Consider the following 25,848-nt stretch of genomic DNA (forward strand, 5'->3'; position numbering starts at 1 on the left):
CAAATACGGAGCGCGCTTATCTCGCGCGCTCCGCTTTTTTGCAAAAGAACGATTATGACCTCACTCATCGATATCAAAGGCGTGCGCCACGCCTATAAAACGGCCAATGGCCCGTTGCCTGTGCTGGATGGATTGAACCTGTCTGTGCCCGAAGGCGGTTTTTGCGCTGTTGTTGGCCCATCAGGGTGCGGCAAGTCCACGCTGACCCGTTTGGTTGCCGGGCTGATGAAGCCCGATGAGGGGGAGGTCACGCTACATGGTGAACCGGTCCGTGGTCCGCGCTCGACAGTAGGAATGGCGTTTCAAAACCCAGTTCTGCTGGAATGGCGGTCGATCCTCAAAAACGTCATGCTGCCGCTCGAAATCGTGCCCGGCGGCCTTAAAGGCAAAGCCGCAGAAGACCGTGCGCGTTATTTACTGTCTTTGGTGGGGCTTGAAGGGTTTGAAGACAAACGCCCGTCCGAGTTGTCGGGTGGCATGCGTCAGCGAGCATCGCTCTGCCGCGCACTTGTGCATCAACCCGAGGTGTTGATCCTAGATGAACCGTTCGGCGCATTGGATGCGTTCACGCGTGAAGACCTTTGGCAGACCATGCATGAGGTAAAGGCCAAAGAACCTTTCACCGGTGTCTTGATCACCCATGACTTGCGCGAGTCAATTTTCCTCGGCGACCAAGTGGTCGTGCTCTCAGGTCGCCCCGCGCGCACGCAATACGTCATGGAGATCAGCCGGGACAAGGCTCCAAGCCTTGATGATCTTTACACCCCAATTGCGGCAGAACGCCTGAACACCCTGCGCCATCAGATCGAAATCGCCCAAGGGCGCGTGACCGAGGAGGCCTCCGCATGATCCAGTCTCTGCGCAAAGTCATTGTTCCGCTAATTGCGATGGTGGTCTTCCTGTTGCTGTGGGAAGCACTGGTTTGGGTGAACAACTGGCCGAATTACAAAATGGCCTCTCCGAGCGATCTGTGGCCTGCCTATACGCGCTATTGGGAGCTTTTCCTCGTAATGGGCTGGCAAACCCTCTGGCGCACCGTACTGGGCTTGATCTTGGCCATTATCGTAGGTGTCGCCATCGGTATGGTCATGGGTTTCTCTCGCACCATGCGCGACGCGCTTTATCCTCTTCTTGTGGGCTTTAACGCCATTCCAAAGGCAACCATCGTGCCGATCGTCGCACTACTGTTTGTGGGTGCTCATGATTTCAACACGGTGCTGATTGCCTTCATGATCTCATTCTTCCCAATCGCGGTGTCTGTCTCAATCGGCCTGTCCACACTGGAACCTGAATACCGTGACATCCTGCGCGCGCTCGGTGCTTCTCAGGCAACGATTTTCTGGAAGATTGCCCTGCCAAAGACCCTGCCGGAATTCTTTGGCGCGCTCAAAGTGGCGGTGACCTTGGCGTTTATCGGGACCAACTTGATGGAAATTGTTAGCCCCCATGGGCGTGGGCTTGGGGCCCTGTTTGACAGCGGCAAAACAAACTCGGATTACCCGCTCATGTTTGCGGTCCTCATCGCCTTGGCGGTGCTGGGGATTGTGCTTTACTACATCGTTGTGGCCTTAGAACGTATCTTTGCGGGCTGGGCAGAACGACCGGCGGGATAGGCATTACGTGATTTGATCGTCGCTCATGCGGTTTGAGGTGCGTTGCATACGCCCGATCTGGCGCAGGGAATCCGTCAGCATCGCTGTGACCAGACCAAACATGAGAAATCCGTTCGCACCAGTCATACCCCCAAGCAGCCTTTGGTCTTGGGGGAGCGTGACATCCCCAAGGCCCAGCGTGCTGTAGGCGACAAGCGAATAGTAGACGGCCTCTTCCCAGCTGGCAAAGACCGACATTTGGGCAAATACGACGGCCCAAAGGGACACACCAAATCCCATGATAACCATGGCCGAAACAACGGCGAGGAAAAACACCAAAGCCGATTTGTGACGCCCATATGGTGCCCGCAGTGCGGGTTCCAACATGAACAAGATTTCATTCATCCACCACCAAACGACGCTTGCCCCGAGAAGGGACACAAAGGTGATGATCGATCCGATCAGAAGTTGGCTAAACATAACAGTCCCTAAATCTCATTTTCCACAGCATGTCGCATCAGTTGCCGGGCGCTAACGCATAGGATCAAGTTCCTACAAACATGTCCATGGGGCAGGAGGGGCATCGGATCCGCACAATTTTCTCGTAATCCGCGACATTTCCTTGCGACACCCATTGACACGACTGCCGCTATCATTAAAAGGCGGGCTTCATAGAGATTTCACGGGCATCTGCTGCCCGCGCAGGAGAAGACCAATGGCGAAGCCGACCACAATTAAGATCCGCCTGAACTCGACCGCGGGTACTGGCCACTTCTACGTGACCAAGAAAAACGCACGCACGATGACCGAAAAGATGGTCGTCAAAAAGTACGACCCGGTGGTGCGCAAGCATGTCGAGTATAAAGAAGGCAAGATCAAGTAAGATCGCTTTCTAGGACACATGCAAAAGCCGCGCCAACCAGCGCGGCTTTTTGCTTTTCTGGATTAGGAAACCTCTCAAAAAGCAAATCCCGCGCTGAAGACGAAATCAAACTTCAGACCATGATATTGGAACAGGGAAATGCCTTTTGAATATGAAATCCGCCCCGCCATAACTGATGACGCTGACGCGATCTCAGCTATGATCACGCGCAGCTATTCAGAGCTGCTCAAGCCTGACTACAACCCACGCATACTGGCAAAGGCCTTGCCGCGCATTGGTAAAGCGCGGCCAGAGCTGTTGATCACTGGCACCTATTTCGTTGCCGAGTCAGAAAATGGCGACATCCTTGGCGCAGGGGGGTGGACTGACATTAGCCCAACCCGTGGCCTTGGCATTGCGGGCGAGGGCCATATGCGCCACGTGGCGGTTGATCCAAGTCATTTGCGTAGAGGGATTGCAGGGGCGCTTGCAGCGGCGGCATTTGCATCCGCAAGAGACAGTGGCGTCACGTGTCTGCGCTGCATGAGCACACTGACTGCAGAACCATTTTATGAACGCATGGGGTTTGAGACCGTGCAGCCGATTGAACTGACGCTAGAGCCGGGTCTGTTCTTTCCAGCGATTGAAATGCGACGCAGATTGAACTGAAGGGCGCGGGGGTGCCTTAGCGGGTGACGATCCGCGCGTTCTTTAAAATGGCGGCCTGCCAAGTTTCCGGATCGGTCACGGGAGTCAGGTCGCCTACCAGCTCGATGCGCTGGCTTTCGTCCAGAATCTCGATTGGCTCGGCCAAAGTGATCTGTAGGTTCGCACCGTGGCCCGAATTGCCGCAGAGCGGGCAAAGGCCCATGTCAGAGACTAGGATGAGATCCTTGATCTTTTCGCCGGGATACATTGGCACCGCATAACCAGAAATCTTAATGCCCTCACCTAGGGTCGACATTTGTGCCGGGAAAGTCTTGCGGACCTCGTAGGAGGTATCGGTGACGATCTCTTTGATTTCGATCTGTTCTAGCAGGGTCCAAGCATCGGTTTCGGCAATTACGCCTGTGGCCGCAGAGGCGGCGGCGGTGGTCATGGCGGCGGCTAAAGCGATGCGTTGTTTACACATAGGTCCCTCTGCATTTTCAGGGACATTGCCATGAACTTAGGAAAAAGTGAATCGCTTTTTAACGATCTGACAAAACACCGCAAAATATCGCTTACACCAAAGGAAAAAGGCCGACGCATGCGCCGGCCTTTCAAATTCAAACTGTTCACAGTTGCTTATTCGCGGTTGCCCAGCAGTTGCAGCAGGAACATGAACATGTTGATGAAGTCCAGATACAGGGACAGAGCGCCCATGATCGCGGATTTCGCCAGCCATTCCTGGTCGCCGTGATGAGCGTGTGCCAGGTAGGTGTTTTTGATGTTCTGTGTGTCGTAAGCGGTCAAGCCAGCAAAGATCAGCACACCCAAGATGGTGATTGCGAAATGCAGCGCTGGGGAGCCTAGGAAGATGTTGATGATGGACGCGACCAAGATTCCGATCACACCCATGATCAGGAAAGAGCCCCAACCAGAAATGTCACGTTTTGTGGTGTAGCCATAGAGCGACAGACCCGCAAAGGCGATCGCTGTCACAAGGAAGACCTGCGCGATCGAGAAGCCTGTGAAGGCCACGAAGATCCACGCCATGGACAGACCCATAACCGCAGCAAACACGTAGAAGAATGTTTGTGCGCCAGCTGCAGAGAGACGGTTGATCGCCGCGCCAAACAGGAACACCATTGCCAATGGGGCAAACATCACGATCCAGCCCAGAATGTTCGGGGACAGGGTGATTGGGTCACGGAATACGCTGAGCAGTGCAGGGGATGTGCCCACCGCCCACGCAACAGCGAATGTCAGCAACATGCCGACAGACATGGTGCCGTATACTTTGTTCATATGGGCGCGCAGACCCGCGTCGATCTCTGCAGCGCGTGCACCTGCGACGCCACGGATGGTGTCAAATTGAGCCATTAAAGCCTCCGATAGGTTGTCCTTTGAAAGTCCGATTTGTTCGCAACGGACCTTTGTACATGAATATCGGTCGTCTTTGGGTCTTTTTCAAGGAATTCCGGCAGGTATTCCGCCGGAATTCCGAGCGATTTTCAGTATTTTGATGTGTTGCGCGCGTTCACGCCGGTTTAGGTCCGTGGCCCGTGGCTTGGAACGTCAAAAAACGAACGAGAAACTTCACGTTCCACATCATAGGGGGTCAGCCCGATATCGCGCAGCTCGCGATCTGTCAGTTTGCCCAACACTTTACGTTGGCGACGCAATTCGACCAGATCCTGCCAGCTGTGGTTTTTATGACCGGCCTTCTCGAAAGAGAGACCTGCAAAGCGGCTTAGGGTTTGTAGGAATGCCATTGTCTTCTCCATTCTTAAAAATTGATGCTTTCAGTGAGTTTCATCAAAACTCTTGATATATATGCGTCATCATGAAACATTAGGAAAACGAATGTTTGTTAAGTGATGCATCAAGGATTGTGATTATGAGAAATCTCGACGTAACCACGTTGCGCAGCTTTATGGCGGTCGCCGATTTGGGTGGTGTCACCAAGGCAGCTGGGTTTTTGAATCTGACCCAATCGGCCGTGTCCATGCAGCTTAAGCGACTAGAAGAACTGCTGGGTCTGGATCTATTTGATCGTACCGGGCGCAGGATTGCACTGACAGCATCGGGGGAACAACTCTTAGGGTACGCTCGTCGCATGGTGGCATTGAACGATGAGGCGGTCCGCCGACTAACCGATCAGGAATTTGAGGGCGAAGTTACGATCGGCATTCCACACGACATCCTTTATCCATCCATTCCAAATGTTTTGAAAAAGATGCGGGCAACCTATCCGCGGTTGAAAGTGAATGTTGTGAATGAAAACACGCACCAGCTTTTGCCGAATTTCGAAAAGGGAATGTACGATCTCATCCTGACTACAGAGCCCACACAAAGCGGTGATACGCTTTGCGCACTGCCTTTGGTCTGGATTGGATCTCCTGGCGGTGCGTGTTGGCGCCGCCGCCCTCTACAGATCGCACAAAGCCGCAATTGCTCGTTTCGTCCGCGCATGATTGGCGTGCTCGATGAACAGGGTGTCGATTGGGAAAGCGCAGTGGATACGGGGTCTGATCGATCGATTGAAGTGACCGTCGCTGCCGACTTGGCGGTTTCGGCGATGATCGAGGGAACTGAGCCCGCCCAGCTCGAGGTGATCGACCATGGGGGGACGTTGCCCGATATCGGTATGCAGTACATTAATATGTACGGCGGGGAAGCCGTGAAAGGGGAAGGGGTCACAGCGATGGCCGACTTGGTGCGCCAAGCATTCAGAGAGATGGGTGCACAGGCAAAGGCCCACGCGGTGACACACTTAAAGTCAGCCAGTTAGCGCGCTTAAGGCACGATCACCACTTTGCCTGTGGATTTTCTGCTCCGTAAAAGCTCCATGCCTTCGGCTACATCCTCCAGTGGGAGGGTGTGGCTGACATGGGGCTTTAACTTTCCTGCCTCATACCAATCGAACAGGGTTTTCAGACTGTCAGTGACCACTGAGGGTTTGTATTTCAGATACCCCCCCCAATAAACGCCGATCACTGTGAGGTTTTTCACCAGCATATGGTTGGCGGGAATTTTAGGAACATCGCCGCTGGCAAAACCAATTGGAAGCAGTCGCGCGTCGGGATTTGAGGCGCGGAATGCCGCGTCCCATTGCTCGCCGCCGACCGGGTCATAGACCACGTCTGCGCCACCCAGAGATCGCACGACGTCTCGAATGTCTTCAGTCTTTGCGTCTATGAGATGGTCTGCGCCTGCGGCTTTCGCAACCGACAGTTTTTCTGCGCCACGGGCACAGGCGATCACCTTTGCTCCCATAAGCTTGCCGATTTCAACCGCAGTCAATCCGACGCCTCCGGCGGCACCCAGCACCAACAACGTTTCGCCGGGTTGCAACCTTGCGCGGTAGTCAAGCGCCACATGGCTGGTGCCATAGGCAATCTGAAAGGCCGCAGCTTCTTCGAAAGACATCGAATCAGGAAGGCCGACCGCTCGGTCAGTTTCAAAGCATCCGTACTCCGCAAGCCCGCCTTGCCCACCAAAAACCGCGACGCGGTCTCCGATGTTCAAACCACTTGTGTCAGGACCAATTGCATCTACGACGCCTGCAACCTCCATTCCCGCCACAAAGGGCAATTCTGGGGTGTCCTGATATGTTCCGCGTTGCATCAACAGGTCGGCAAAGTTCAATCCGCATGCGCATATTTTCATACGAAATTGACCTTTTGAGGGCTCAGGTAAAGGTAGATCTACGACCTTAGGGCGTTCACTATGTGAATAAACTTGGTAGCCGCGCATGATTCTTGCTCCGCTGGTAATTTCCTTCATTTCCTAGGGGCTTTGGCGCAATTTTTGAACCCAAAACCCAGCGTCACAAGGCGCTATGATCCAGCAACCCTAGGTTATATGGCGCATCATTTTTTCTCAAATAACTTGATCAATTCAGAGAAGCTGCTAAAACAGGTCTGCTGTTGTAGGGATGCGCAGCATGCATCAAGACGTTGAGCCAGTGTGGGAGCTGGCAAAACGCCCGGTAGGGCGGCGGGAGCGCTGTACCGGTTTGTTGTTAAAAATTAGGAGTATTCCAATGACGCACCCCGTAGACGTGCATGTTGGCAAGCGTATTCGCCATCGGCGTTGGCTGGTCGGTATGACCCAACAACAGCTGGCAGAGCAGGTCGGTATTAAATTTCAACAGATTCAAAAATATGAAACCGGTGCAAACCGTGTGAGTGCATCTCGGCTATGGGATATCGCCGATGCGCTTGACGTGCCGGTGAGCTTTTTCTTTGAAGGCATTGGGGATCAAGCAGAAGAAGCACCGACCGGCGCTTTCCCTGCTGATTTGATGGGAGACAAAGAAGCATTGGATCTGGTGCGGTCTTACTATGCGATCCCTGAAAACCAGCGCCGTCGTTTGTTCGATCTAGCGCGGGTTCTTAGCAACGTCGCATAAGCCTTGAGTTTCTTCTCGCCCTGCGGTAGCGCGGCTATGGCAGGGAAGGGAACATGATGCTCATCAATGACAAGACCAGCGCCGAGTTGATTTCTGTGGCGCATGAGATGGCCGACGCAGCGCGTGCGGCCATTTTGCCGTTTTTTCGCACGACTTCTCTGAATACCGAAAACAAGCTGGATGATGGCTTTGATCCCGTCACAGTGGCGGATCGCGCTGCCGAGGAAGCCATGCGCGAGGTTCTCACAAAGCGTCGTCCGCAGGATGGCGTTCTGGGCGAAGAATTTGGCGCGCAAGAGGGTACATCTGGGCTAACTTGGGTGCTTGATCCGATTGACGGCACCCGCGGCTTCATCAGCGGTACGCCGACCTGGGGTGTGCTGATTGCGGCCAGCGATGAAACCGGTCCCGTGCTTGGTGTCGTGGATCAGCCATATATTGGCGAGCGGTTCTTTGGGGGTTTTGGGATTGCTGAACGCAGCGGGCCACATGGCGCTATGCCCTTAAAAACAAAAGATACTTCTGAGCTTTTCGACGCTATTCTTTTCACCACATTCCCAGAAGTTGGCACCCCAGATGAGCGTGCTGCATTTGAACGGGTTTCCGAAAACGCGCAACTTACGCGCTATGGAATGGATTGCTATGCCTATGCTCTGGTGGCCGCGGGGCAGGTCGACTTGGTGATTGAGGCAGGATTGAATGCGTATGATATTCAAGGTCCGATTGGCGTCATTCAAGCGGCTGGCGGCGTGGTGACCGATTGGGAAGGCAATCCAGCCCATGAGGGTGGGCGCGTTCTAGCGGCGGCAAATGCTGAAATTCACGCCAAAGCCCTAGAAATTTTACGAAAATCCTAATCGCTTAAGTTGAAAAGCTATTTGCGCTTCGATAGCCTGATCCCGCGCTGAGTCCTTTGCCCGATTTCTGTCAGCGCCTCAGTCGCTCCTCCGAAACGGGTCAAAGGAGTGGCGTATGAATCCAAAATCAGAAATCTTGATCAAGAATGCAGATGTTATTCTCACGATGAATGACGCGCGTGAGGACCTAGTCCACACAGATATTCGCGTTCGGGATGGCCTGATTGTTGAATTGGGGCAGGGGCTTAGCAGTGACGGTGAGCTGGTTCATGCGACTGGGTGCGTCGTCACACCGGGTTTGGTGAATACGCATCACCATCTTTATCAAACCCTGACCCGCGCGGTGCCAGAAGCACAAGATGCTTTGCTGTTTGGTTGGCTCAAGACCCTCTATCCGATCTGGGAAAAGTTTGGGCCCGAAGAGATTTACGTATCGACGCAGATTGGCTTGGCGGAACTTGCCTTAACCGGGTGTTCGATGACGTCTGATCATCTTTATCTTTACCCAAACGGGGCGCGGCTGGATGACAGTATCGCCGCGGGGCAAGAGATCGGGATGCGGTTTCACCCCACGCGCGGCGCTATGAGCATTGGCGAAAGTGACGGTGGCTTGCCACCGGATTCATTGGTCGAGAAGGAAAACGCTATTCTCGAAGACTGCATTCGTGTCGTGGACAAATATCACGATGCGTCTGAGGGCAGTTTGCTGCGCGTTGGCATTGCGCCGTGCTCTCCATTCTCCGTCAGCCGAGGTCTGATGCAAGACGCGGCCAAGCTCGCCCGAGATAAGCAAGTGATGCTGCATACGCACCTCGCGGAGAATGACGAGGATATAGCTTATTCCTTAGAGAAATTTGGCTGCCGTCCCGGGCAGTATGCTGAAGAGCTGGGTTGGACAGGGGATGACGTTTGGCATGCCCATTGCGTCAAACTTGATGGTCAAGAGATTGATCTCTTTGCCGAAAGTCATACCGGGATCGCCCATTGTCCCTGTTCAAATTGCCGCCTGGGTTCAGGTATCGCGCCTGTTCGTCAGATGCGAGATGCGGGGGTGAATGTTGGGCTTGGCGTGGATGGGTCTGCCAGCAATGACAGCTCCAACCTGATGGAAGAAGCCCGCCAAGCGATGCTTCTTCAGCGTGTCAGTCAGGGGGCAGACGCCATGAGCGCGCGGGAAGCATTAGAGATCGCGACACGGGGTGGCGCTGAGGTTTTGAATCGGCCGGAATGCGGTCAGATCGCCGTTGGGAAGCGTGCAGATATTGCGATTTGGGACGTGTCGGGCATTGAAAGCGCAGGAAGTTGGGACCCCGCCGCATTGGTCTTGGCGGGCCCGCGCAAGGTGCGGACCCTCTTTGTGGAAGGTGTCCAAATTGTGCGCGATTACCACATCTCTGCCATAAACCTGCCATTAATGATTGAGAGACAGAATAAGCTTGTGGGGGCATTGCAGGAGAAACTGTAATGTCAAATTTGGATTTCACACGCACCCGCACGCAGAAGCCAAGGTTCCGTGTTTGGGCGCTTGCTGTGATGCTGCTCACCGCGCTCTTCGCCATTCCTTCATTTGTTCAAGCGGAACCGGTTCGTGATGTCGCCAACATGACCAACCAATATCGCGCAAAATATGGGCTTAAGCCGCTGCATATCTCTCGGAACCTCGAGCGGGTGGCAGAAGCACATGGCGAGGACATGGCGCGCTATTCGTTTTTTTCTCATTCCGGGTCCGATGGGTCTGATATTGGCGACCGTGCCCTTCGCGCAGGCTACCAATACTGTGTGATTGCCGAGAATATTGCTCAAGGTCATCGTTCGCCCCAAGCCGTGACACGGGGGTGGATCAAGTCCCCAGGGCATCGCCAGAATATCTTGGACTCAGACGTGACTGAGATTGGTGTGACCCGTGGCCGTGGCAATACCTGGGTGATGGTTCTGGGCAGCCGTACTTGTTGAGGGCCTGTTAAGCGGCTTTGCCGTTGATCCAGACCGCGCGGATGGCGCGGTCATCGCCCATCATGATGGTGGGGAAGATTGATTCCCAAAGGTCCTCTGCGCGGCTTGACCGCTGAGAGATCGCATCCGTGCTCGCCAAATCAAGTACAACCAAATCAGCTTCCATGCCGGCAGCCAAATTGCCGATCTTGTCATCAAGATGCAAAGACCGCGCGCTGCCTTGCGTGGCGAGCCACAGAAGTTGCGAGGCATGCAGTGGGTTATGCCGCAACTGTCCGACCTCGTAGGCCGCTGCCATGGTGCGGAGCATCGAGAAGGACGAACCGCCGCCGGTATCCGTGGCAAGTCCGACGTTGTGGCCTTCAGCCATGAGGCCCTGCATGTCAAATAGTCCTGACCCTATAAACGTATTGGATGTTGGGCAATGGACCAAACCTGCACCGGTTTCTTTGAGACGCGCGCGTTCTCGATCGGTCAGGTGAATGGCGTGCCCATAAAGGCCGCGCTCGCCCAAAAGACCAAACTTTTCATAGGTATCCAGATAATCCCTGGCGTCTGGGAACATGCCGAGGACCCAGTCGATCTCGTCAGTTTGTTCTGACAAATGGGTCTGCATCAGGCAATCCGGATGCTCTGCCCAAAGCGCACCCATGGCATCCAATTGTTCTGGCGTTGATGTGGGGGAAAAACGCGGAGTAATCGCGTAGCTGATCCGGTCCACACCATGCCAAGCTTGCAGCAATTGCTTGCTTTGGTCATAGGCAGTCTGGGCTGTGTCCATCAGCCCTTCGGGTGCATTGCGATCCATACAGGTTTTGCCTGCGACCACGCGCTGCCCGCGTTTCTGCGCTTCTTCAAATAGGGCATCCACAGATACAGGATGGATGGTGCAATAGCTGGCCACTGTTGTGGTGCCGTGGGCTTTCGTCAGATCCAAATAACGCCCTGCAATATCTGCCGCGTAGGTCTTTGACGCAAAACGCATTTCTTCTGGGAAGGTGTAGCTGTTCAGCCAATCAATCAGCCGTTTGCCCCAGCTCGCGATCATTGCGGTTTGCGGGTAGTGCACATGGGCATCTACAAAGCCCGCCATGATCAGGCCTTTGCCGTAATCAATCACCTTGGCGGTTGGGTTAAGTGCGCGCAGAGTCTCTGCCTGACCCACCGCTGCGATTTGCCCGTCTCGGATCAAAACTGCGCCCACTGTCTCATGGCTCACCGCATCTTCAAAGGGCACCTCAAATGGGTTTGCCGTGAAGCTCAGCGTTTGGCCCAAGAGTAGTGTGGGCTGACGGGTGTCAGGCGTGTCAGACACGGGGTATCCTTTCAGACATGGCATAGGCGCGTGCGACCTGCGGGTTCATTCTACGCAATTTGCACTGGAAACGAAGGGGGGCGGCCACATTCGGGCGAACCTAACGGCTTGTTGCGCGATTTCACATCAAGTTTTTTTAGAAACGCTTTCGTTCATTCCCGAAAACAAAGGATTTTCCCCAAGCGCCATTGAGTTTCACCCGAAACCTCCCCTATGGTCGCCTCAACCCCAAAGCATTAAGACCGGGAGGCGACTATGGCAGACCTTAATGATCAGATCGCACCGGAAACTGAGCTTGAGGAAGAAGACGCATATGTCCTTGATCGTCGTGGCGTCGCAGCCGTTCTTTATGCGGTCGAGATTGGCGATCGTGATCGGTTGCTTGCGCTTATGGAGCCGATGCACTCCGCCGACATCGCGGACCTTCTAGAACAGATCAATCCCTTTGATCGCGGGCGTCTGATCCGGCTTTATGATCAAGAGTTTGACGGGGAAATCCTCTCTGATCTGGATGAGAATATCCGTGAAGAGGTTATGGCGGCTCTGCGCCCCGAAACGCTTGCGGAAGCGGTTCGGGATATGGAATCCGATGACGTTGTGGATTTGGTCGAAGACCTTGATGCACCGCAACAGGAAGCCATCCTTGAGGTGCTGGAAGACGCGGACCGGGTCGCGGTTGAGCAGGCGCTGAGCTACCCGGAGTTTTCCGCCGGTCGTCTGATGCAACGCGAAACGGTTATGGCCCCGGAACATTGGACCGTTGGCGATGCGATTGACTATATGCGCGATGCCGAAGAGTTGCCGGAGCAATTCTACCACGTGATCCTTGTGGATCCGCGCATGCGACCGGTCGCGAATGTGACGCTGGGCAAAATCATGGGTGCGCCGCGCACCGTACCGTTGAAGAACATCGCCGAAGAGATGTTTCAGATCATTCCTGTGACGCAGGATGAAGGGGACGTCGCTTACGCGTTTAACCAATACCACCTGATTACCGCGCCTGTTGTCGATGAGAACGAACGGTTGGTCGGCGTCATCACCATTGATGACGCGATGGAAGTGCTTGATGAAGAGCATGAAGAAGACATTCTGCGTCTCGCCGGTGTTGGTGAGGAAAGCTCGCTGTCGGACCGGGTGGTGGAAACCACACGCCAACGTTTGCCTTGGCTGGCGGTTAACTTGGTGACGGCGATCTTGGCCTCCCTAGTGATCGCTCAGTTTGAAGCCACCATTGCGCAATACGTGGCGCTTGCAGTTTTGATGCCGATTGTCGCCTCCATGGGTGGCAACGCGGGCACCCAGTCTTTGACGGTTGCGGTGCGCGCACTTGCGACCAAAGACTTGACCAGCGCCAACGTCTGGCGAGTTATCCGCCGCGAGGTGCTTGTGGGCCTGATCAATGGGGTGGTGTTTGCCCTTGTGATGGGCGTGGTCGGCATCATTTGGTTTGGTTCGCCGATGCTCGGTGTGGTGATTGCTGTCGCAATGGTGGTCAATCTTGTCGTGGCTGGCCTTGCGGGAACCGGTATTCCAGTGTTGCTTGAAAAGATCGGTGTCGACCCCGCGCTGGCGTCTGGTGCCTTTGTGACAACGGTCACCGATGTGGTTGGTTTCTTTGCCTTTTTGGCATTGGCAGGAGCGATTTTGCTGTGACATCAGAAGATTTGCAGGCGCGCAAAGACGCAGCTCGTAAGGCGGCTTTCGCCCGTCGTAAGGTTGCGTTTGAAACTGCCCATCCGGGGCAATCGGCCTATCTTTCCGAGTTTCTGGCAGGCTACAGGGGCGTGCCGGTTTCCGGTTTCATGCCGATCCGCACAGAAATCAACCCATTGGCTGCAATGGCAGAAGCTGCGGCTCATGGCACCGTCGGTGTGCCGGTGATTGAAGCGGCGGGGCAGCCATTGAAGTTCGCGCAATGGGAGCCGGATGCAAAGATGGTCTCTGGTCCGTTTGGAGCCCAGATCCCAGCGGATGCCACCTATTTTGAGCCCGAAATTGTGATTGTACCGTTGGTGGCATTTGACGGGCAGGGCGGTCGTTTGGGCTATGGCGGCGGCTTCTATGATCGCACACTGGAACTGTTGCGCAGCAAGCGCGCGACGCTTGCTGTCGGCTTTGCATTTGATGCGCAAGAGGCAGATGGCTTGCCGTTAGAGCCGACGGATCAGCCGCTCGATCTGATGATCACTGAGACTGGTATCCGCGATTTCAAAGCCTAAGCTGGCTTTCGCAAAATCAAAACGCCGGCTCCGAAAATCATGACCATACCGAGCAACGTTGTGGTGCTGAGTGGGATTCCGAAGAATAGGATATCCCAAACTGCCACGAAGACGAGGTAGCTGTACTCAAACGTGGCGACCGTTGCAGGAGGTGCCAATTGATAGGCACCCGCCAACATCATGCCGATACACACGGCAAACACCGCCAGCAGGATCAATACAAGGATGTCTGAACCTGAAACCGAAGACCATTGCCCGAACAAATAGGGGTAGGTCTGAAAGAACTCTGCGCTGGGGTTCAAAGTGAATAATGCAAGGCTGATCAGGCAACCTGCCAAAAACATCATTGTATTCAAAGAGAAAGACAATGCTTCCAGAGGAACACCCTGACACCGTGCGCGTGTAATGATGTGAGTAAACGCATATAGGACTGCGGCGCAGACTGGCAAAAGCGCGAAGGTCGAAAACGCGTCTGATCCCGGCTGCAACAACACCAAAACGCCGATAAAGCCCAGAACAACGCCAATCCATCCCAGACGGCTGACCGGCTCTCCGATCAGGAAGGCCGAGAGCAGGGCAATAAAAATCGGCGCGAGGTACATGGCCCCGCCCATTGTCGCCAAGCTTAGGAAAGGGATCGCCGCATAGAAGCATAGCAAGGCGCATGTCAGACACAGGCCGCGCATCAACGGCCAAAGGTGAAAGGCCGCTTTGATCGCCTCATATGAACCATGTCGCACCCGGGCAATCACGAAAAGGATCGCCAGAGCAAAGACGCCCCGCAGGCTGAAAATCTGCCAAAGCGTCATATCGCTTGCGAATAGTTTAAACACCACGTCCTGCAGCGAAATTGTCAGCGCCGTAAAGACAATCAGGACAAGCCCGGCTGTCACATTTTGATGTGTCGCTATGCTACTCATTTCTGCTCCAAAAGAAGGCGTTCTGCGCATTGGTGGCACGAGAGACGGGGCTCTGCATAGACCTTTTCGTTAGGTCCAGACCGCACATATCAACATCCCTCTTGCTCTTGTCCTTTTGGCCCTATAGGCGAGAACCCCATGAAAATACTGTACCTCGGAGATGTCATGGGCCGCGCGGGACGCAACGCGGTCAAAGAGCACCTGCCACGGCTGCGCAAAGAGTGGCGGCTGGATTTCGTTGTGGTGAACGGCGAGAACGCCAGCAACGGAATGGGGCTCAGCGGGGATCATGCCAAGCTGTTGTTTGAAGCGGGTGCAGATTGTGTGACGCTGGGGGATCATGCTTTCGATCAGAAAGACATGATGCAGTATATTCAAAACGATAGCCGTGTGATCCGACCTTTGAACTATGCCCAGGGCGACGTGCCGGGCAGGGGGCACCGCATCTTTGATGTGCGCGGTAAGAAAGTCCTTGTGCTTCAAGCTCTTGGCCAAGTCTTTATGAAACGCCCTTACGCAGATCCGTTCTCTGCGGTGGACCGGGTGCTAAAATCCCACCCGCGCGGCGGTCTGGCTCAGGCAATCATTGTCGATATGCACTGCGAAGCCACGTCCGAGAAAATGGGCATGGGCCATTTCTGCAATGGACGTGCGTCTTTGGTGGTGGGTTCACATACCCATGTGCCGACTGCGGATACTCAAATCTTGGACAAAGGCACGGCTTTTCAGGCGGATGCAGGTATGTGTGGCGACTACAATTCTGTGATTGGCATGGAAAAGGCCGAACCCATGCGCCGTTTTATCACGGGCATGCCAAAGGGGCGTTTCACGCCGGCTTTGGGCGAAGCGACGGTGGCGGGGGTTTATGTGGAAACAGATGACCGCACCGGTGCCGCGACACGGGTCGAAATGGTGCGCCAAGGGGGGCGTTTGAGCCAATCTGGTCCGGTGTTTGATTAAAAACCAGACCATTTTCCCTCAAGTTTCTGTCAATGCAAAGAAGGGGTTGCCCCCTGTGGCCCCTTAGGGGAAGCTTGCGTAACGCATTTTGCGCAATGCAATACAGGGCACTTTTACCGTATGGACTTCTTTGCGTTCTCCCAAACCACCCAAGCGATCCTGACTTTGACGACCGTCGCGGTCATGTTCATCTTCTTTCTAAGGGAGACCTTTCCCACAGAGGTTGTGGCCATTGCCGGGGTTTCGGCGCTCTTGATCCTTGGAGTGCTGCCCTACGAGCAAGCGCTGACAGTGCTGTCAAACCCCGCACCTTGGACCATTGCCGCGATGTTTATCGTCATGGGAGCGTTGGTTCGGACTGGCGCTCTTTCTGCTTTCACTCAAGTCGCGGATGCAAAGGCAAAGACCAACCCAAAGATTGCCGTTGCGATGTTGATGGCATTTGTGGTGATCGCGTCCGCAGTTGTCAGCAACACACCGGTGGTCGTGGTGATGATCCCGGTCTTTATTCAGCTCAGCACGACGCTAGGTGTGTCAGCCAGTAAGCTACTGATCCCATTGAGCTACGCGGCCATCCTAGGTGGTACACTCACGTTGATCGGGACCTCGACCAACCTGCTCGTAGACGGTGTGGCCCGCGCACAAGGCCTCGAAGGGTTTTCAATCTTTGAGGTCACACCATTGGGCATTATCCTTGTCGCTTGGGGCATGATCTATCTGCGTTTCATTGCGCCACGGTTGCTGCCAGATCGCGATAGTATGGCGAACCTTCTGGGCAATCGCAGCCAGATGAAGTTCTTCTCCGAGGCGGTGATCCCACCTGAATCAAACCTGATTGGTCGCGAAGTGACCGGCGTTCAGCTCTTTAAGCGAGAAGGGGTCCGCCTGATCGACGTGGTCCGGGGCGATGAATCCTTGCGGCGCAAACTCAAAGGGGTCGAGTTGCAAGTCGGTGACCGAGTGATCCTGCGGACAAAAATGACCGAGCTATTGAGCCTTCAGCGCGACAAGTCCCTCAAACGCGTGGATCAGGTGAGCTCGGTTGAAACCAATACAGTTGAAGTTCTGATCACTCCGGGATGTCGCATGGTCGGGCGTCGCCTTGGGTCGCTGCGCCTGCGCCGTCGCTATGGTGTGTACACATTGGCGGTGCACCGTAAAAACCAGAATATTGGCATGCAGATCGATGATCTGATCGTCCGCGTGGGGGACACCTTGCTACTGGAAGGCACAACCGAGGACATTCAGCGACTGGCGTCCGATATGGATTTGGTCTCTGTCAGCCAACCGACCGAGCGCGAATACCGCCGAGGACACGCGCCGATTGCCTTCGCTGCGCTGATTGGCTTGGTCTTGCTGGCGGGTCTCGGCGTTGCGCCGATCTTCTTGCTCGCCGTCTTGGCGGTTGCTGCTGTCTTGTTGACCCGCTGTATTGATGCAGACGAAGCCTTTGCATCTGTCGATGGGCGCTTACTTGCTTTGATTTTTTCTATGCTTGCGATCGGTGTGGCTTTGGAAAGCTCGGGTGCCGTCAGTCTGATCGTTGAAGGGATCGCTCCTTACCTCAGCATGTTGCCGCCGTTTCTGTTGGTCTGGGCGATTTATCTGCTGACTTCAGTGCTCACGGAAATGGTGTCCAATAACGCCGTTGCGGTGGTTGTGACCCCGATTGCCGTCGGCCTCGCTGACGTTATGGGAATTGACGCACGACCACTTGTCGTCGCGGTGATGGTTGCCGCATCCGCCAGTTTCGCAACGCCAATCGGATACCAAACCAACATGTTGGTCTACGGCCCCGGCGGCTACCGCTTTAGCGACTTTATGAAAGTCGGCATCCCTCTGAACCTCAGCATCGGCCTCTTGGCCAGCGCCATTATCCCATTCATCTGGCCTTTAAGCCCCTAAAACGGCTTTCTTTTTGGCTAAAATATCCTGGGGGAGGATGCGTGTCAGCGCATCCGGGGGCAAAGCCCCCATTTCTATAATGGCCAGAAGACCAGGATGGACGGGATCGACACCGCAACCACCAAGATCTCAAGCGGCAAACCCATGCGCCAGTAATCTCCGAACTGATAGCCGCCCGGGCCAAGGATCAACGTATTGTTCTTATGGCCAATAGGCGTCAGGAAAGCTGCACTGGCGGCGACGGCCACAGCCATCAAAAACGGATCGGGCGACACGCCCAGCGACTGCGCCATCTGAATACCCACCGGAGCCGCCACGATGGTGGTCGCTGTGTTGTTCAACACGTCACTCAGGGTCATTGTGACGAGCATGAGCACCGTCAAAATTGCCCATGCGGGTAATCCTGCGGTCAAATCCACCAAGGTTCCTGCAATCAGTTCGGTGCCGCCAACGCGTTCTAATGCCGCGCCAAGGGGGATCATACTGCCCAACAGCACCACAACGGGCCATTCAATGTGCGTGTAAAGCTCTGACAGGGGCACAATGCGTGTAAATACATAGGCCATGACCACAATGCCCAAAGCGATTGGCAGGTAAATGATGCCCAATGCCGCGGCGATCACCGCGCCCACGAACAAGCCAATGGCCAGCCATACTTTTTGATCCGCAGTGACGGCCAGACCACGATCTGCCAATGGCAGACAGCCAAGCCATTCGGTGATGTCGGCACCGCGATCCTTTGGCACCAAGAGCAAGAGAATGTCACCGGGGCGAACTTCGGTTTTTCGCAACTGCTTGGTGATGCGCTTACCTTGGCGAGACATCCCCATCAGAACCGCGCCTTGACGCCATGCCAGCCCCACGCGTTCGGCCGTTTTACCAGCAATGCGGGCGGTCTCTGGCACCACGACCTCGACCACATCTAGCCCTTCACCCGCAGCTTTCAGACGCTCCTCACGGCTTTCGTCAGAAAAATTCAGCCCCAACGCCGCGCGAAACTCATCAAGCGCGTCCGGTGTTGCCTCTAAGATCAATGTGTCTTCCGCCGCAAGGATCGAGTTTCTGGCCCGGCCGTATCGCCGTTTTCCATCCCGCATGAGACCCAGCAAGGCAACATCTGCTTTGGCGGCATCTTCTTCGAGCGCGCCGAAACGCTGTCCGATCAGTTTGCTTCCCTCTGGTACGGTCAGTTCGGCCACATATTCTGTGATATCCGCCATCGCCTGGCCCGCATCTTCGCGCTTGGGGATGAAACGCCAGCCCACCAAAGCCACAAATGCGAGACCTGCGATTGCCGTAACGCCGCCCACTGGAGCAAAGTCAAACATCCGGAACGGCTCTCCCAATGCGTCCTCTCGGATGGTTGCGATGATGATATTGGGCGGCGTGCCGATTAATGTCGCCATGCCGCCAAGGATCGTCGCAAAGGACAGGGGCATCAAAGACAGGCCCGGGCTGCGGCCCGCCTTACGCGCCGTTTGCACGTCCACAGGCATTAAGAGCGCCAAGGCGGCCACATTGTTCATAAAAGCCGATAGGACACCGCCAACGCCGCCCATCAGGGCGATATGGCCGCCTAAGCTGCGGGAACTGTCCACGAGGGTGCGTGTGATCAAGAACACTGCTCCAGAGCGCACGAGACCCGCGGAGACCACTAAAACAAGCGCAACGACCAATGTTGCCGGGTGTCCAAAGCCCGAAAACGCGTCTTTTTCAGGGACGACGCCTAGCAAAACTCCGATCAGCAGCGCCGAGAACGCGACCAGATCATAGCGAAAACGTCCCCAGATCAAGAAGGCAAACACCGCACCAAAAAGGGAAAAAAGAATGATCTGGTCTTGGGTCATAAAGGGCCTCAAATGCTTTGATCTTAGCCAATCTTACGGGGCGGTTGCAGGCAAGGGGAAAAAGGGCGCAAAAACCGCGCCATCGGTAACTTGCAGCCCCTACCGACCTTGCGGTATACGAGGCGAAACCAGACTTAAGAACAGGACAATACGCATGGCTGGCCACAGTAAATGGGCAAACATCCAGCACCGCAAGGGACGTCAGGACGCCGCGCGGTCCAAGCTGTTTTCTAAACTCGCAAAAGAAATCACGGTTGCCGCGAAAATGGGTGACCCGGACCCAGAGAAAAACCCGCGACTGCGTTTGGCGGTGAAAGAAGCCAAAAGCCAATCCGTACCAAAGGATGTGATCGAACGTGCGATCAAAAAATCCATGGGTGGCGATGCGGAAAACTACGATGAGATCCGCTATGAAGGCTACGGCCCGAACGGTGTCGCAGTCATCGTAGAAACCATGACTGACAACAAAAACCGCACCGCGTCCACTGTGCGTTCCACCTTCACAAAGAATGGTGGGAACTTGGGTGAGACCGGCTCTGTTGGCTTTATGTTTGAGCGCAAGGGCGAGGTTGTTTACCCGGCTTCCGCTGGTGATGCGGACGACGTCATGATGGCGGCGATCGAAGCAGGGGCTGAAGACGTGGAAAGCTCTGAGGACGGCCACACCATCTATTGTGCCGATACTGACCTGAACGATGTGTCTAACGCATTGGAAAGCGATTTGGGTGAATCTGAATCCACCAAGCTGATCTGGAAACCAACCACAACAACAGAGTTGGGTCTGGAAGATATGCAAAAGCTCATGAAGCTTGTGGATGCGCTAGAAGATGATGATGACGTGCAACGCGTCACCACAAACTTTGAAGCGACCGATGAGGTTATGGCGCAGCTCTAAAGCGCTTGGCTCAACACAAAAACAACGAAGCCCGCTCATGGCAGCGGGCTTTTTTTGTGTTTGATTTATTGAGGCAGGACGCCAGCGTCGACCAGCTCGTTGCGGCTTGGATACCAGATCGAACTTCGATCCAGATCAAACACCTTATCTAGGAAATCTAGATCAAGACCGCGTTCCAAATAGTATTGTTGATCGGTTCTCATCTCACGCAGCGGGTTTACGTGTGGAAGAACTTGGACGAAGTCCAATCCATATCGATGGAAACCCAACTGAGCGCCCGGGCCCAGCGTGCGTTGTTGACCCGCCATAAACACAAGCAGGCAAGAGGCGCTGCATTCATTTGCGACATGGGTTGAGATGCCGTTGGCCATCACGGTTTCAGCCATTCGCCGCGCTTCGCGTACATTGCCGCCGGGGCTGTTGAGGATCAGCGTTTGTAAGCGATCGGAATTTGAAAATTCTTCTGAGATCAGAAAATCCGCACCCTGAGCGACAACACCTTTGAAAACCAACTCTTGACCGTCCCGTGTTGTCTCGGCGACATAGCGCTCTTTGGGCGGAGTCGGGCCGCTCGCGGCAATTTCTTCTTTGTTTTCAAACCGGACATTGACGTCTGCGTCTTGAAACAGAAGCCACCATGTAATCCCCATGACGATGCCTGACATCAAGAATATGGCAAATCCACCGGTTACGGACCAGAAACGCCCAGTCGAATTGAGGTGATGGCCTGCAGCATTCGCATAGCGGTTCAAGCCCCAGACAAAAGCCGCAAGATCGACCGCCACAATGGCAGACAAAATGGCGAGGGTGAGGGGGTCAAACAGGGAAAGCGCCAGAAGAGCTGTCGAAAGGACAACACGCAATAAAACCCCAGTCAGCCACAGGGCGCTGAGGAACGACGGCGATTGCCGTTCGAGGTATGTTGCAGTGGCTGCCATGCCAGCTGTCTCCGGTCTCAAAAAGTCTCAAGTGAACTTCTGGGTAGGAGATGCCAGTCAGATGGGGCGCGTTTATGGCAAGGATTGGATACTTGTTTGGCAAACGCGCCGGGTCAGCGGAGCCAAAAGCGATTTATGTAGCCGACTCACCTGCCAATACAATGGCACTTTCAAACGCGCGTTGGGGCGGATTTCCACAAGTTCTCCGCGTTTAAGAGCATCTTGTACGAGCGGCATCGGATTCAGGCCCCAGCCTAAACCAAACCGCGTGGCGCTGGCATAGCCTTCTGCTGATGGAACTAGGTGGAAGGGAGGACGAATCTTGCCTGAAAAATGCCGGTCAAGCCATTGAAATTGAATGTCATCTTTCTCATTGAATCGCAGCATTGGAGCACGTTCAATGCTGCTTGGATCTACACCGTCGGAGAAATATCGATCCATAAAGTCGGGGGTCGCGACGGCAATATATACCAAATGCCCCAAGTCATGGACGTCGCAGCCAGCCAACGCTGCAGCATTTGATGTTACCGCGGCTGCCACTTCGCCGCGCCGCAGGAGCTCGTCGGAGAAGTCCTGATCATCCACATGTAGACCATAAAGATACTCTGGCACTTCAGCCAACGCATCTAGGAACCAAGTCGCAAGGCTGTCAGCGTTCACCGCGATGCGAATGCGCCCCTGTTGCGTGTCAACCTTCGTCCCAAGATCAACCGCCAACGCCTGTTCCATCGCCTGCATGTGATCAGCATGTGCGGCAATGCGGCGACCGGCTTCGGTACCCGTGCATGGCTTTTCGCGATTAACCAGTTTAACGCCGACATTCTCTTCTAACGCTCTTAATCGTTGCGAAATGGCTGATTGTGTGACACCAAGCTCTGCAGCGGCGGCGTCAAAGCTTCCGTTTCTAAGAATAGCGGAGAGCGCGCGAAGGTGTTGGCCGTCAAGTTTCATAAGATTATCTTATTTTGGGTCACAAACTTTAATTTGAATAATCAAAGATTTGGCGCGATACAAGTCCTGCGAAGTGGAGTTAGCAATTGTACGAAGCGATGGGCGCCGGGTTTCTTCTCGGTTTTTCCTTGATCTTGGCTATTGGCGCACAGAACGCCTTTATCCTACGCCAAGGTTTAAAAGGGGAATATGTCCTGCCGCTGGTCCTGACCTGTGCCATATCTGACGCCCTGTTAATTGCCGCAGGCGTCGCCGGGTTCGGAGCTCTCGTCCTTGCCTTCCCACTCGTAGTATCCCTGGCAAAGTGGGGTGGAGCGGCTTTTCTGCTCGTCTACGGAACATTGAGTTTCCGCTCCGCCCTACGTGCCAATGATGCGCTTGAGACCTCAGGAAAAACTGCGACGTCGATTTGGGCTGCCGTCAGTACTTGTTTGCTACTCACCTGGGCGAACCCGCATGTCTACCTTGATACCGTTGTCCTTTTAGGCGGGATTTCCGCACAATATGAGCTCCAATGGGCGTTCGGTTCTGGCGCGATCGTATCGAGCTTTGTCTTTTTCTTTTCATTGGGTTACGGGGCAAAGCTCTTGCGGCCATTATTCACAAGTGCGCGGGCTTGGCGTGTGTTGGACTTGATCGTTGGATTGGTCATGTGGACCATCGCAGCAAAGCTGATTTTTGGCTAAGGCCTAGCCAACTTCGTACGGGATCACACCGCGTTCATTTTCATGGATAGTCAGCTTGCGTTCAAGCGGCGGCACCGATCTTTGGTGGCAATCTGGTCGCTCGCAGATCCGGCAAGAAATGCCGATCGGTTCAAAGGACGCATCGGACGAGATGTCCATATTGTCCGCATAGACGATCTTGTCCGCGTGTTTGATTTCGCACCCAAGCGCAATCGCATAACGACGCACCGGTGCGCCATAGTGGCCGCCTGACTTGGACACGTCCCGGGCAAGTGAGAAATACTGTACCCCATCAGGCGTTTGCGCCAGCTGACGCATGAAACGGCCGGGTGTTTCAAAGGCTCGGTGCACGTTCCAAAGCGGGCAAGCACCGCCAAAACGGGCAAATTGCAGCCGGGTCGCGGAATGGCGTTTGGTGATTGTGCCTGCTTGATCGACGCGGACAAAGAAGAACGGAACCCCTTTGTTATGAGGACGTTGCAGTGTCGAAAGCCGGTGGGCGACCTGTTCAATCGAGGCCCCAAATTGCGTTGCAAGGATCTCAAGGTCGTGGCGGTGGGTGCGCGCGGCGCTAAGAAACCGCTCATAGGGCATGGTGGCTGCGCCCGCGAAATAGTTGGCGAGGCCAATCTTTGCGATTTGCCGCGCTGAGTCTGATTGGAAACGCGCAAGGTCTAGTGTCGCTTCGAGCAAAGAGTTGCGTTGGAGCAGCGCGACCTGAAGCAAAAGTTGGAAGTTTCGCGTCTCTGGCGTCGCGAGATCGGACAGGCTCAGGACCTTGCGCTGGTCATCATAGCGTCGCAGGGCATTAATGCTTTCAAGGGTGACCCGGACACCGATGCTTTCAAGCGCCGAAATGGCCGCTGCTTGGATGCCGCCATGCTCAGGCGCGGTTTCGGCAAAGCGTTCAGCGGCCCGATCCACCGCGTCTATATAATTATCGCAATAGTGAAAGAAGTCGCGCACTTCATCCCATGGGCTTGCTTGTGTGAGAGCGTCCTGACGGCCAAGCGCTTCGTCCAAAGATGCCAGTCTTTCATGGGTTTGGCGGTAGGCGCGGTGCAGATTTAGGAAGGCTCGGGCCAAGGCGGTAGCGTTGGTGGCGGAAAGTTGAATATCTGCAAGAGGAACTTCGTCATCAGCGAGCACTGGATCTGCCAAAGCCTCACGAATATCGCTCACCAAACGCTCGCCATCATCGCTTGTGAGCTCGGTGACGTCGATGGCAAATTCTGATGCCAATGCGAGCACGACTGTGGTGGCCACAGGTCGATTATTGTTCTCCATTTGATTGAGGTAGGGCAAGGAAACACCCAGGTTCAGTGCAAAATCCTTTTGGGTCAGCCCCAATCGTTTGCGAATTTCCCGCAGCTTTGCGCCGGCGAAGAGTTTTTGGGTAGCCACAGGACGTTCCTTTGCAAATTTGCACCTTGCTTCATTTAGCGCGGTTCAGCTTTGCAAATCCAGTTGTGACGTTGGGTTTTACTCTTAGGCCTGCAGCCGTCTTTCTCGCAAAACGACTGCAATGATGGACAAAAGCCCTAAGAGAGCGCTGAGTGTCATGAGCCAGAGCAATGGGTTCGGTCCGCTATCGGCCGTTAGCAGAGTTCCGGCCCATGCGGACAGTGCAGCTCCTAGACCGATCATCATTGCGCCGCTAAGGCCGGCCGCTGTTCCCGCAAGGTGAGGGCGCACAGATAAAGCGCCAGACGTGGCATTGGGAATGGTGAGTCCGTTGCCTAGACCTGTCAGGGTCATCGGTGCGAAGAATATAAGTGGGGATGCGCTGCCAGCAGAGATCGCAGCCAGAACAACCGCAGGCCCCGCAGCGCTGAGAATGCAGCCGACGATGATCATCGGGCTTAAGCCGACCCGTTGAGAAAGAACACCGGATAGGAAATTGCCGAGCATATAGCCCACAGCCGGTGCCCCAAAAAACAGACCCAATTGGGCAGGTGTCATGCCGTAGAACTCTGTTCCCACAAAAGGCGCGCCGCCCAAATAGGCGAAAAAAGTCCCTGAACAGAAGGCCATAGACAGGGTGTAGCCCCAAAACCGCGGGCTCACGAGCAGGTGCGGGTATTCTTTGAACTGTTCGATCAAAGTCTGACCGCTTGCGGTTTTCGTCTCGCCCAGATCGTTCCATGTGATCCAGAACGCCAGAATTCCCAGGCCAGCGAGCAGCCAAAAGTTAGCATGCCAATTAAAGTAGTTTTCCAAGAAACCGCCGATCGCCGGGCCAACCATTGGCACAATTGACATGCCCATCGTCACAAAGCCGATCATCGAAGCGGCTTTCGCCGTGTCATACATGTCGCGCACCACTGCGCGGCTAAGCACCATCGATGTCACAACGGCAGCTTGGCCCAATCGGAAGGTCAAAAACATCTCGACGCTGGTTGAGAAAACACAGCCGATGCTCGCCAGAACAAACAACGCGAGCCCCCACAGGATCACAGGGCGGCGGCCAAATTTGTCAGAGATCGGTCCAATCAAAATCTGCAAGACCGCGCTAAAGCCCAAATACATGCCAACTGAAAGCTGCATGATCCGGTAGTCGGTTTCAAAATAGGTCGTCATGCCCGGTAGGCTTGGCAGGAATATGTTCATGCAAAGCGCAGAAAGGCCCGCAAGCAGGATCAGGGTGCTGATATGGGGTGGGGTGCTGCGTTTAAAATATCGCACTGAGACTTCATCGGACATGGATTCAGCCGTAGTGCCGAGTGCAGCTTCTGTCCACCCATTGCCATAAAAAACTAAACTGGATGGTTTGAAATTTGCATATTTGCAATTTGCCGGGGCTTCATTTGCTATAGTTTGCAAATTTGCGGGATATTTATTGCGATGGATCGGCTAGGTCCTATTCTGCGCCTAACTGCAAGAGGACCG

Annotated in this window: 27 protein-coding genes; 15 read left to right on the forward strand and 12 right to left on the reverse strand. The window is 54.7% G+C overall.

Translation table 11 applies throughout. From position 1 onward, the window contains the following. Positions 1-54: 54 nt before the first annotated feature. Complete coding sequence (locus TA5113_RS07060; RefSeq protein ID WP_058315630.1) at positions 55-849, forward strand: ABC transporter ATP-binding protein; 795 nt, start codon at positions 55-57, stop codon at positions 847-849. Beyond that, positions 846-1,613: an ABC transporter permease gene (locus tag TA5113_RS07065; protein WP_058315631.1), complete on the forward strand. Its 768-nt coding sequence runs from the start codon at positions 846-848 to the stop codon at positions 1,611-1,613. The genes TA5113_RS07060 and TA5113_RS07065 overlap by 4 nt, the downstream gene beginning before the upstream one ends. A gap of 3 nt (positions 1,614-1,616) precedes the next feature. On the opposite strand, the gene TA5113_RS07070 is transcribed toward TA5113_RS07065, so the two are convergent. Then, the gene (locus TA5113_RS07070) at positions 1,617-2,072 is read right to left on the reverse strand and encodes an ion channel (protein WP_245627176.1); all 456 of its coding nucleotides are present in this window, start codon (positions 2,070-2,072) and stop codon (positions 1,617-1,619) included. A gap of 235 nt (positions 2,073-2,307) precedes the next feature. Here TA5113_RS07070 and rpmG point away from each other — a divergent pair, with 235 nt between their 5' ends. Then, positions 2,308-2,475: a 50S ribosomal protein L33 gene (rpmG, locus tag TA5113_RS07075; protein WP_058315632.1), complete on the forward strand. Its 168-nt coding sequence runs from the start codon at positions 2,308-2,310 to the stop codon at positions 2,473-2,475. Positions 2,476-2,613: 138 nt separating this feature from the next. Beyond that, entirely contained in the window at positions 2,614-3,123 is a 510-nt protein-coding gene (locus TA5113_RS07080; RefSeq protein WP_058315633.1) for a GNAT family N-acetyltransferase, read from the forward strand. Between the two features lie 16 nt (positions 3,124-3,139). Here the strand turns inward: TA5113_RS07080 and TA5113_RS07085 are convergent, their stop codons facing one another. The 3 genes from TA5113_RS07085 to TA5113_RS07095 form a co-directional block, all read right to left on the reverse strand. Beyond that, a complete protein-coding gene (locus TA5113_RS07085; RefSeq protein ID WP_058315634.1) occupies positions 3,140-3,586 on the reverse strand; it encodes a hypothetical protein in 447 nt (148 codons plus the stop codon). A gap of 155 nt (positions 3,587-3,741) precedes the next feature. After that, positions 3,742-4,479 (reverse strand): Bax inhibitor-1/YccA family protein, encoded by a 738-nt coding sequence (locus TA5113_RS07090; RefSeq protein WP_058315635.1) that lies wholly within the window; start codon positions 4,477-4,479, stop codon positions 3,742-3,744. Between the two features lie 167 nt (positions 4,480-4,646). Then, positions 4,647-4,871, reverse strand: coding sequence for a DUF1127 domain-containing protein (locus TA5113_RS07095; RefSeq protein WP_106387483.1), 225 nt, complete (start codon positions 4,869-4,871; stop codon positions 4,647-4,649). 125 nt (positions 4,872-4,996) lie between these two features. Between TA5113_RS07095 and TA5113_RS07100 the strand changes: the two genes are divergently transcribed. Beyond that, positions 4,997-5,890, forward strand: coding sequence for a LysR family transcriptional regulator (locus TA5113_RS07100; RefSeq protein WP_058315637.1), 894 nt, complete (start codon positions 4,997-4,999; stop codon positions 5,888-5,890). 5 nt (positions 5,891-5,895) lie between these two features. On the opposite strand, the gene TA5113_RS07105 is transcribed toward TA5113_RS07100, so the two are convergent. After that, positions 5,896-6,855, reverse strand: coding sequence for an NADPH:quinone oxidoreductase family protein (locus tag TA5113_RS07105; RefSeq protein WP_058315828.1), 960 nt, complete (start codon positions 6,853-6,855; stop codon positions 5,896-5,898). Positions 6,856-7,144: 289 nt separating this feature from the next. Here TA5113_RS07105 and TA5113_RS07110 point away from each other — a divergent pair, with 289 nt between their 5' ends. The 4 genes from TA5113_RS07110 to TA5113_RS07125 all read left to right on the forward strand — a co-directional run bounded on the left by TA5113_RS07110 (position 7,145) and on the right by TA5113_RS07125 (position 10,323). After that, positions 7,145-7,513 (forward strand): helix-turn-helix domain-containing protein, encoded by a 369-nt coding sequence (locus tag TA5113_RS07110; protein WP_058315638.1) that lies wholly within the window; start codon positions 7,145-7,147, stop codon positions 7,511-7,513. A 53-nt stretch (positions 7,514-7,566) separates the two neighbouring features. Continuing rightward, on the forward strand, positions 7,567-8,370 hold the full coding sequence (hisN, locus tag TA5113_RS07115) for a histidinol-phosphatase (RefSeq protein WP_058315639.1): 804 nt from the start codon (positions 7,567-7,569) through the stop codon (positions 8,368-8,370). Between the two features lie 115 nt (positions 8,371-8,485). Next, a complete protein-coding gene (locus tag TA5113_RS07120; RefSeq protein ID WP_058315640.1) occupies positions 8,486-9,835 on the forward strand; it encodes an 8-oxoguanine deaminase in 1,350 nt (449 codons plus the stop codon). Then, on the forward strand, positions 9,835-10,323 hold the full coding sequence (locus tag TA5113_RS07125) for a CAP domain-containing protein (RefSeq protein ID WP_245627177.1): 489 nt from the start codon (positions 9,835-9,837) through the stop codon (positions 10,321-10,323). Before TA5113_RS07120 ends, TA5113_RS07125 begins: the two co-directional genes overlap by 1 nt. A gap of 7 nt (positions 10,324-10,330) precedes the next feature. On the opposite strand, the gene guaD is transcribed toward TA5113_RS07125, so the two are convergent. Further along, complete coding sequence (gene guaD, locus TA5113_RS07130) at positions 10,331-11,638, reverse strand: guanine deaminase (RefSeq protein WP_245627178.1); 1,308 nt, start codon at positions 11,636-11,638, stop codon at positions 10,331-10,333. Positions 11,639-11,893: 255 nt separating this feature from the next. Here guaD and mgtE point away from each other — a divergent pair, with 255 nt between their 5' ends. Together mgtE and TA5113_RS07140 are read left to right on the forward strand one after the other, a co-directional pair. After that, positions 11,894-13,291 carry a magnesium transporter gene (gene mgtE / locus TA5113_RS07135; protein WP_058315642.1) on the forward strand — a complete coding sequence of 466 codons (1,398 nt, stop codon included), beginning with the start codon at positions 11,894-11,896 and terminating at the stop codon, positions 13,289-13,291. After that, positions 13,288-13,857, forward strand: coding sequence for a 5-formyltetrahydrofolate cyclo-ligase (locus TA5113_RS07140; protein WP_058315643.1), 570 nt, complete (start codon positions 13,288-13,290; stop codon positions 13,855-13,857). The genes mgtE and TA5113_RS07140 overlap by 4 nt, the downstream gene beginning before the upstream one ends. Here TA5113_RS07140 and TA5113_RS07145 read toward each other — a convergent pair. Continuing rightward, on the reverse strand, positions 13,854-14,777 hold the full coding sequence (locus tag TA5113_RS07145; protein WP_165589389.1) for a DMT family transporter: 924 nt from the start codon (positions 14,775-14,777) through the stop codon (positions 13,854-13,856). The two genes, TA5113_RS07140 and TA5113_RS07145, sit on opposite strands and share 4 nt — an antisense overlap. Positions 14,778-14,915: 138 nt before the next feature. On the opposite strand from TA5113_RS07145, the gene TA5113_RS07150 reads away from it, so the two are divergent. Beyond that, positions 14,916-15,737: a TIGR00282 family metallophosphoesterase gene (locus TA5113_RS07150; protein ID WP_058315645.1), complete on the forward strand. Its 822-nt coding sequence runs from the start codon at positions 14,916-14,918 to the stop codon at positions 15,735-15,737. A 120-nt stretch (positions 15,738-15,857) separates the two neighbouring features. Then, on the forward strand, positions 15,858-17,642 hold the full coding sequence (locus TA5113_RS07155; protein ID WP_058315646.1) for an SLC13 family permease: 1,785 nt from the start codon (positions 15,858-15,860) through the stop codon (positions 17,640-17,642). A 74-nt stretch (positions 17,643-17,716) separates the two neighbouring features. Here the strand turns inward: TA5113_RS07155 and TA5113_RS07160 are convergent, their stop codons facing one another. Continuing rightward, a complete protein-coding gene (locus TA5113_RS07160; protein ID WP_058315647.1) occupies positions 17,717-19,489 on the reverse strand; it encodes an SLC13 family permease in 1,773 nt (590 codons plus the stop codon). Between the two features lie 154 nt (positions 19,490-19,643). Here TA5113_RS07160 and TA5113_RS07165 point away from each other — a divergent pair, with 154 nt between their 5' ends. Then, the gene (locus TA5113_RS07165; protein WP_058315648.1) at positions 19,644-20,384 is read left to right on the forward strand and encodes a YebC/PmpR family DNA-binding transcriptional regulator; all 741 of its coding nucleotides are present in this window, start codon (positions 19,644-19,646) and stop codon (positions 20,382-20,384) included. Positions 20,385-20,449: 65 nt separating this feature from the next. Here TA5113_RS07165 and TA5113_RS07170 read toward each other — a convergent pair whose 3' ends face one another. Further along, positions 20,450-21,322, reverse strand: coding sequence for a COG3904 family protein (locus TA5113_RS07170; protein WP_058316658.1), 873 nt, complete (start codon positions 21,320-21,322; stop codon positions 20,450-20,452). A 72-nt stretch (positions 21,323-21,394) separates the two neighbouring features. Beyond that, positions 21,395-22,273: a LysR family transcriptional regulator ArgP gene (locus TA5113_RS07175; protein WP_058315650.1), complete on the reverse strand. Its 879-nt coding sequence runs from the start codon at positions 22,271-22,273 to the stop codon at positions 21,395-21,397. A gap of 98 nt (positions 22,274-22,371) precedes the next feature. On the opposite strand from TA5113_RS07175, the gene TA5113_RS07180 reads away from it, so the two are divergent. Further along, on the forward strand, positions 22,372-22,959 hold the full coding sequence (locus TA5113_RS07180; protein WP_058315830.1) for a LysE/ArgO family amino acid transporter: 588 nt from the start codon (positions 22,372-22,374) through the stop codon (positions 22,957-22,959). A gap of 3 nt (positions 22,960-22,962) precedes the next feature. On the opposite strand, the gene TA5113_RS07185 is transcribed toward TA5113_RS07180, so the two are convergent. Both TA5113_RS07185 and TA5113_RS07190 read right to left on the reverse strand, forming a co-directional pair. Then, positions 22,963-24,363: a helix-turn-helix domain-containing protein gene (locus TA5113_RS07185; RefSeq protein WP_058316659.1), complete on the reverse strand. Its 1,401-nt coding sequence runs from the start codon at positions 24,361-24,363 to the stop codon at positions 22,963-22,965. 84 nt (positions 24,364-24,447) lie between these two features. Then, complete coding sequence (locus TA5113_RS07190; protein ID WP_058315652.1) at positions 24,448-25,662, reverse strand: multidrug effflux MFS transporter; 1,215 nt, start codon at positions 25,660-25,662, stop codon at positions 24,448-24,450. Between the last annotated feature and the right edge of the window lie 186 nt (positions 25,663-25,848).

The organism is Cognatishimia activa (assembly GCF_001458335.1).
In the GTDB taxonomy this organism is placed as follows: Bacteria; Pseudomonadota; Alphaproteobacteria; order Rhodobacterales; family Rhodobacteraceae; genus Cognatishimia; species Cognatishimia activa.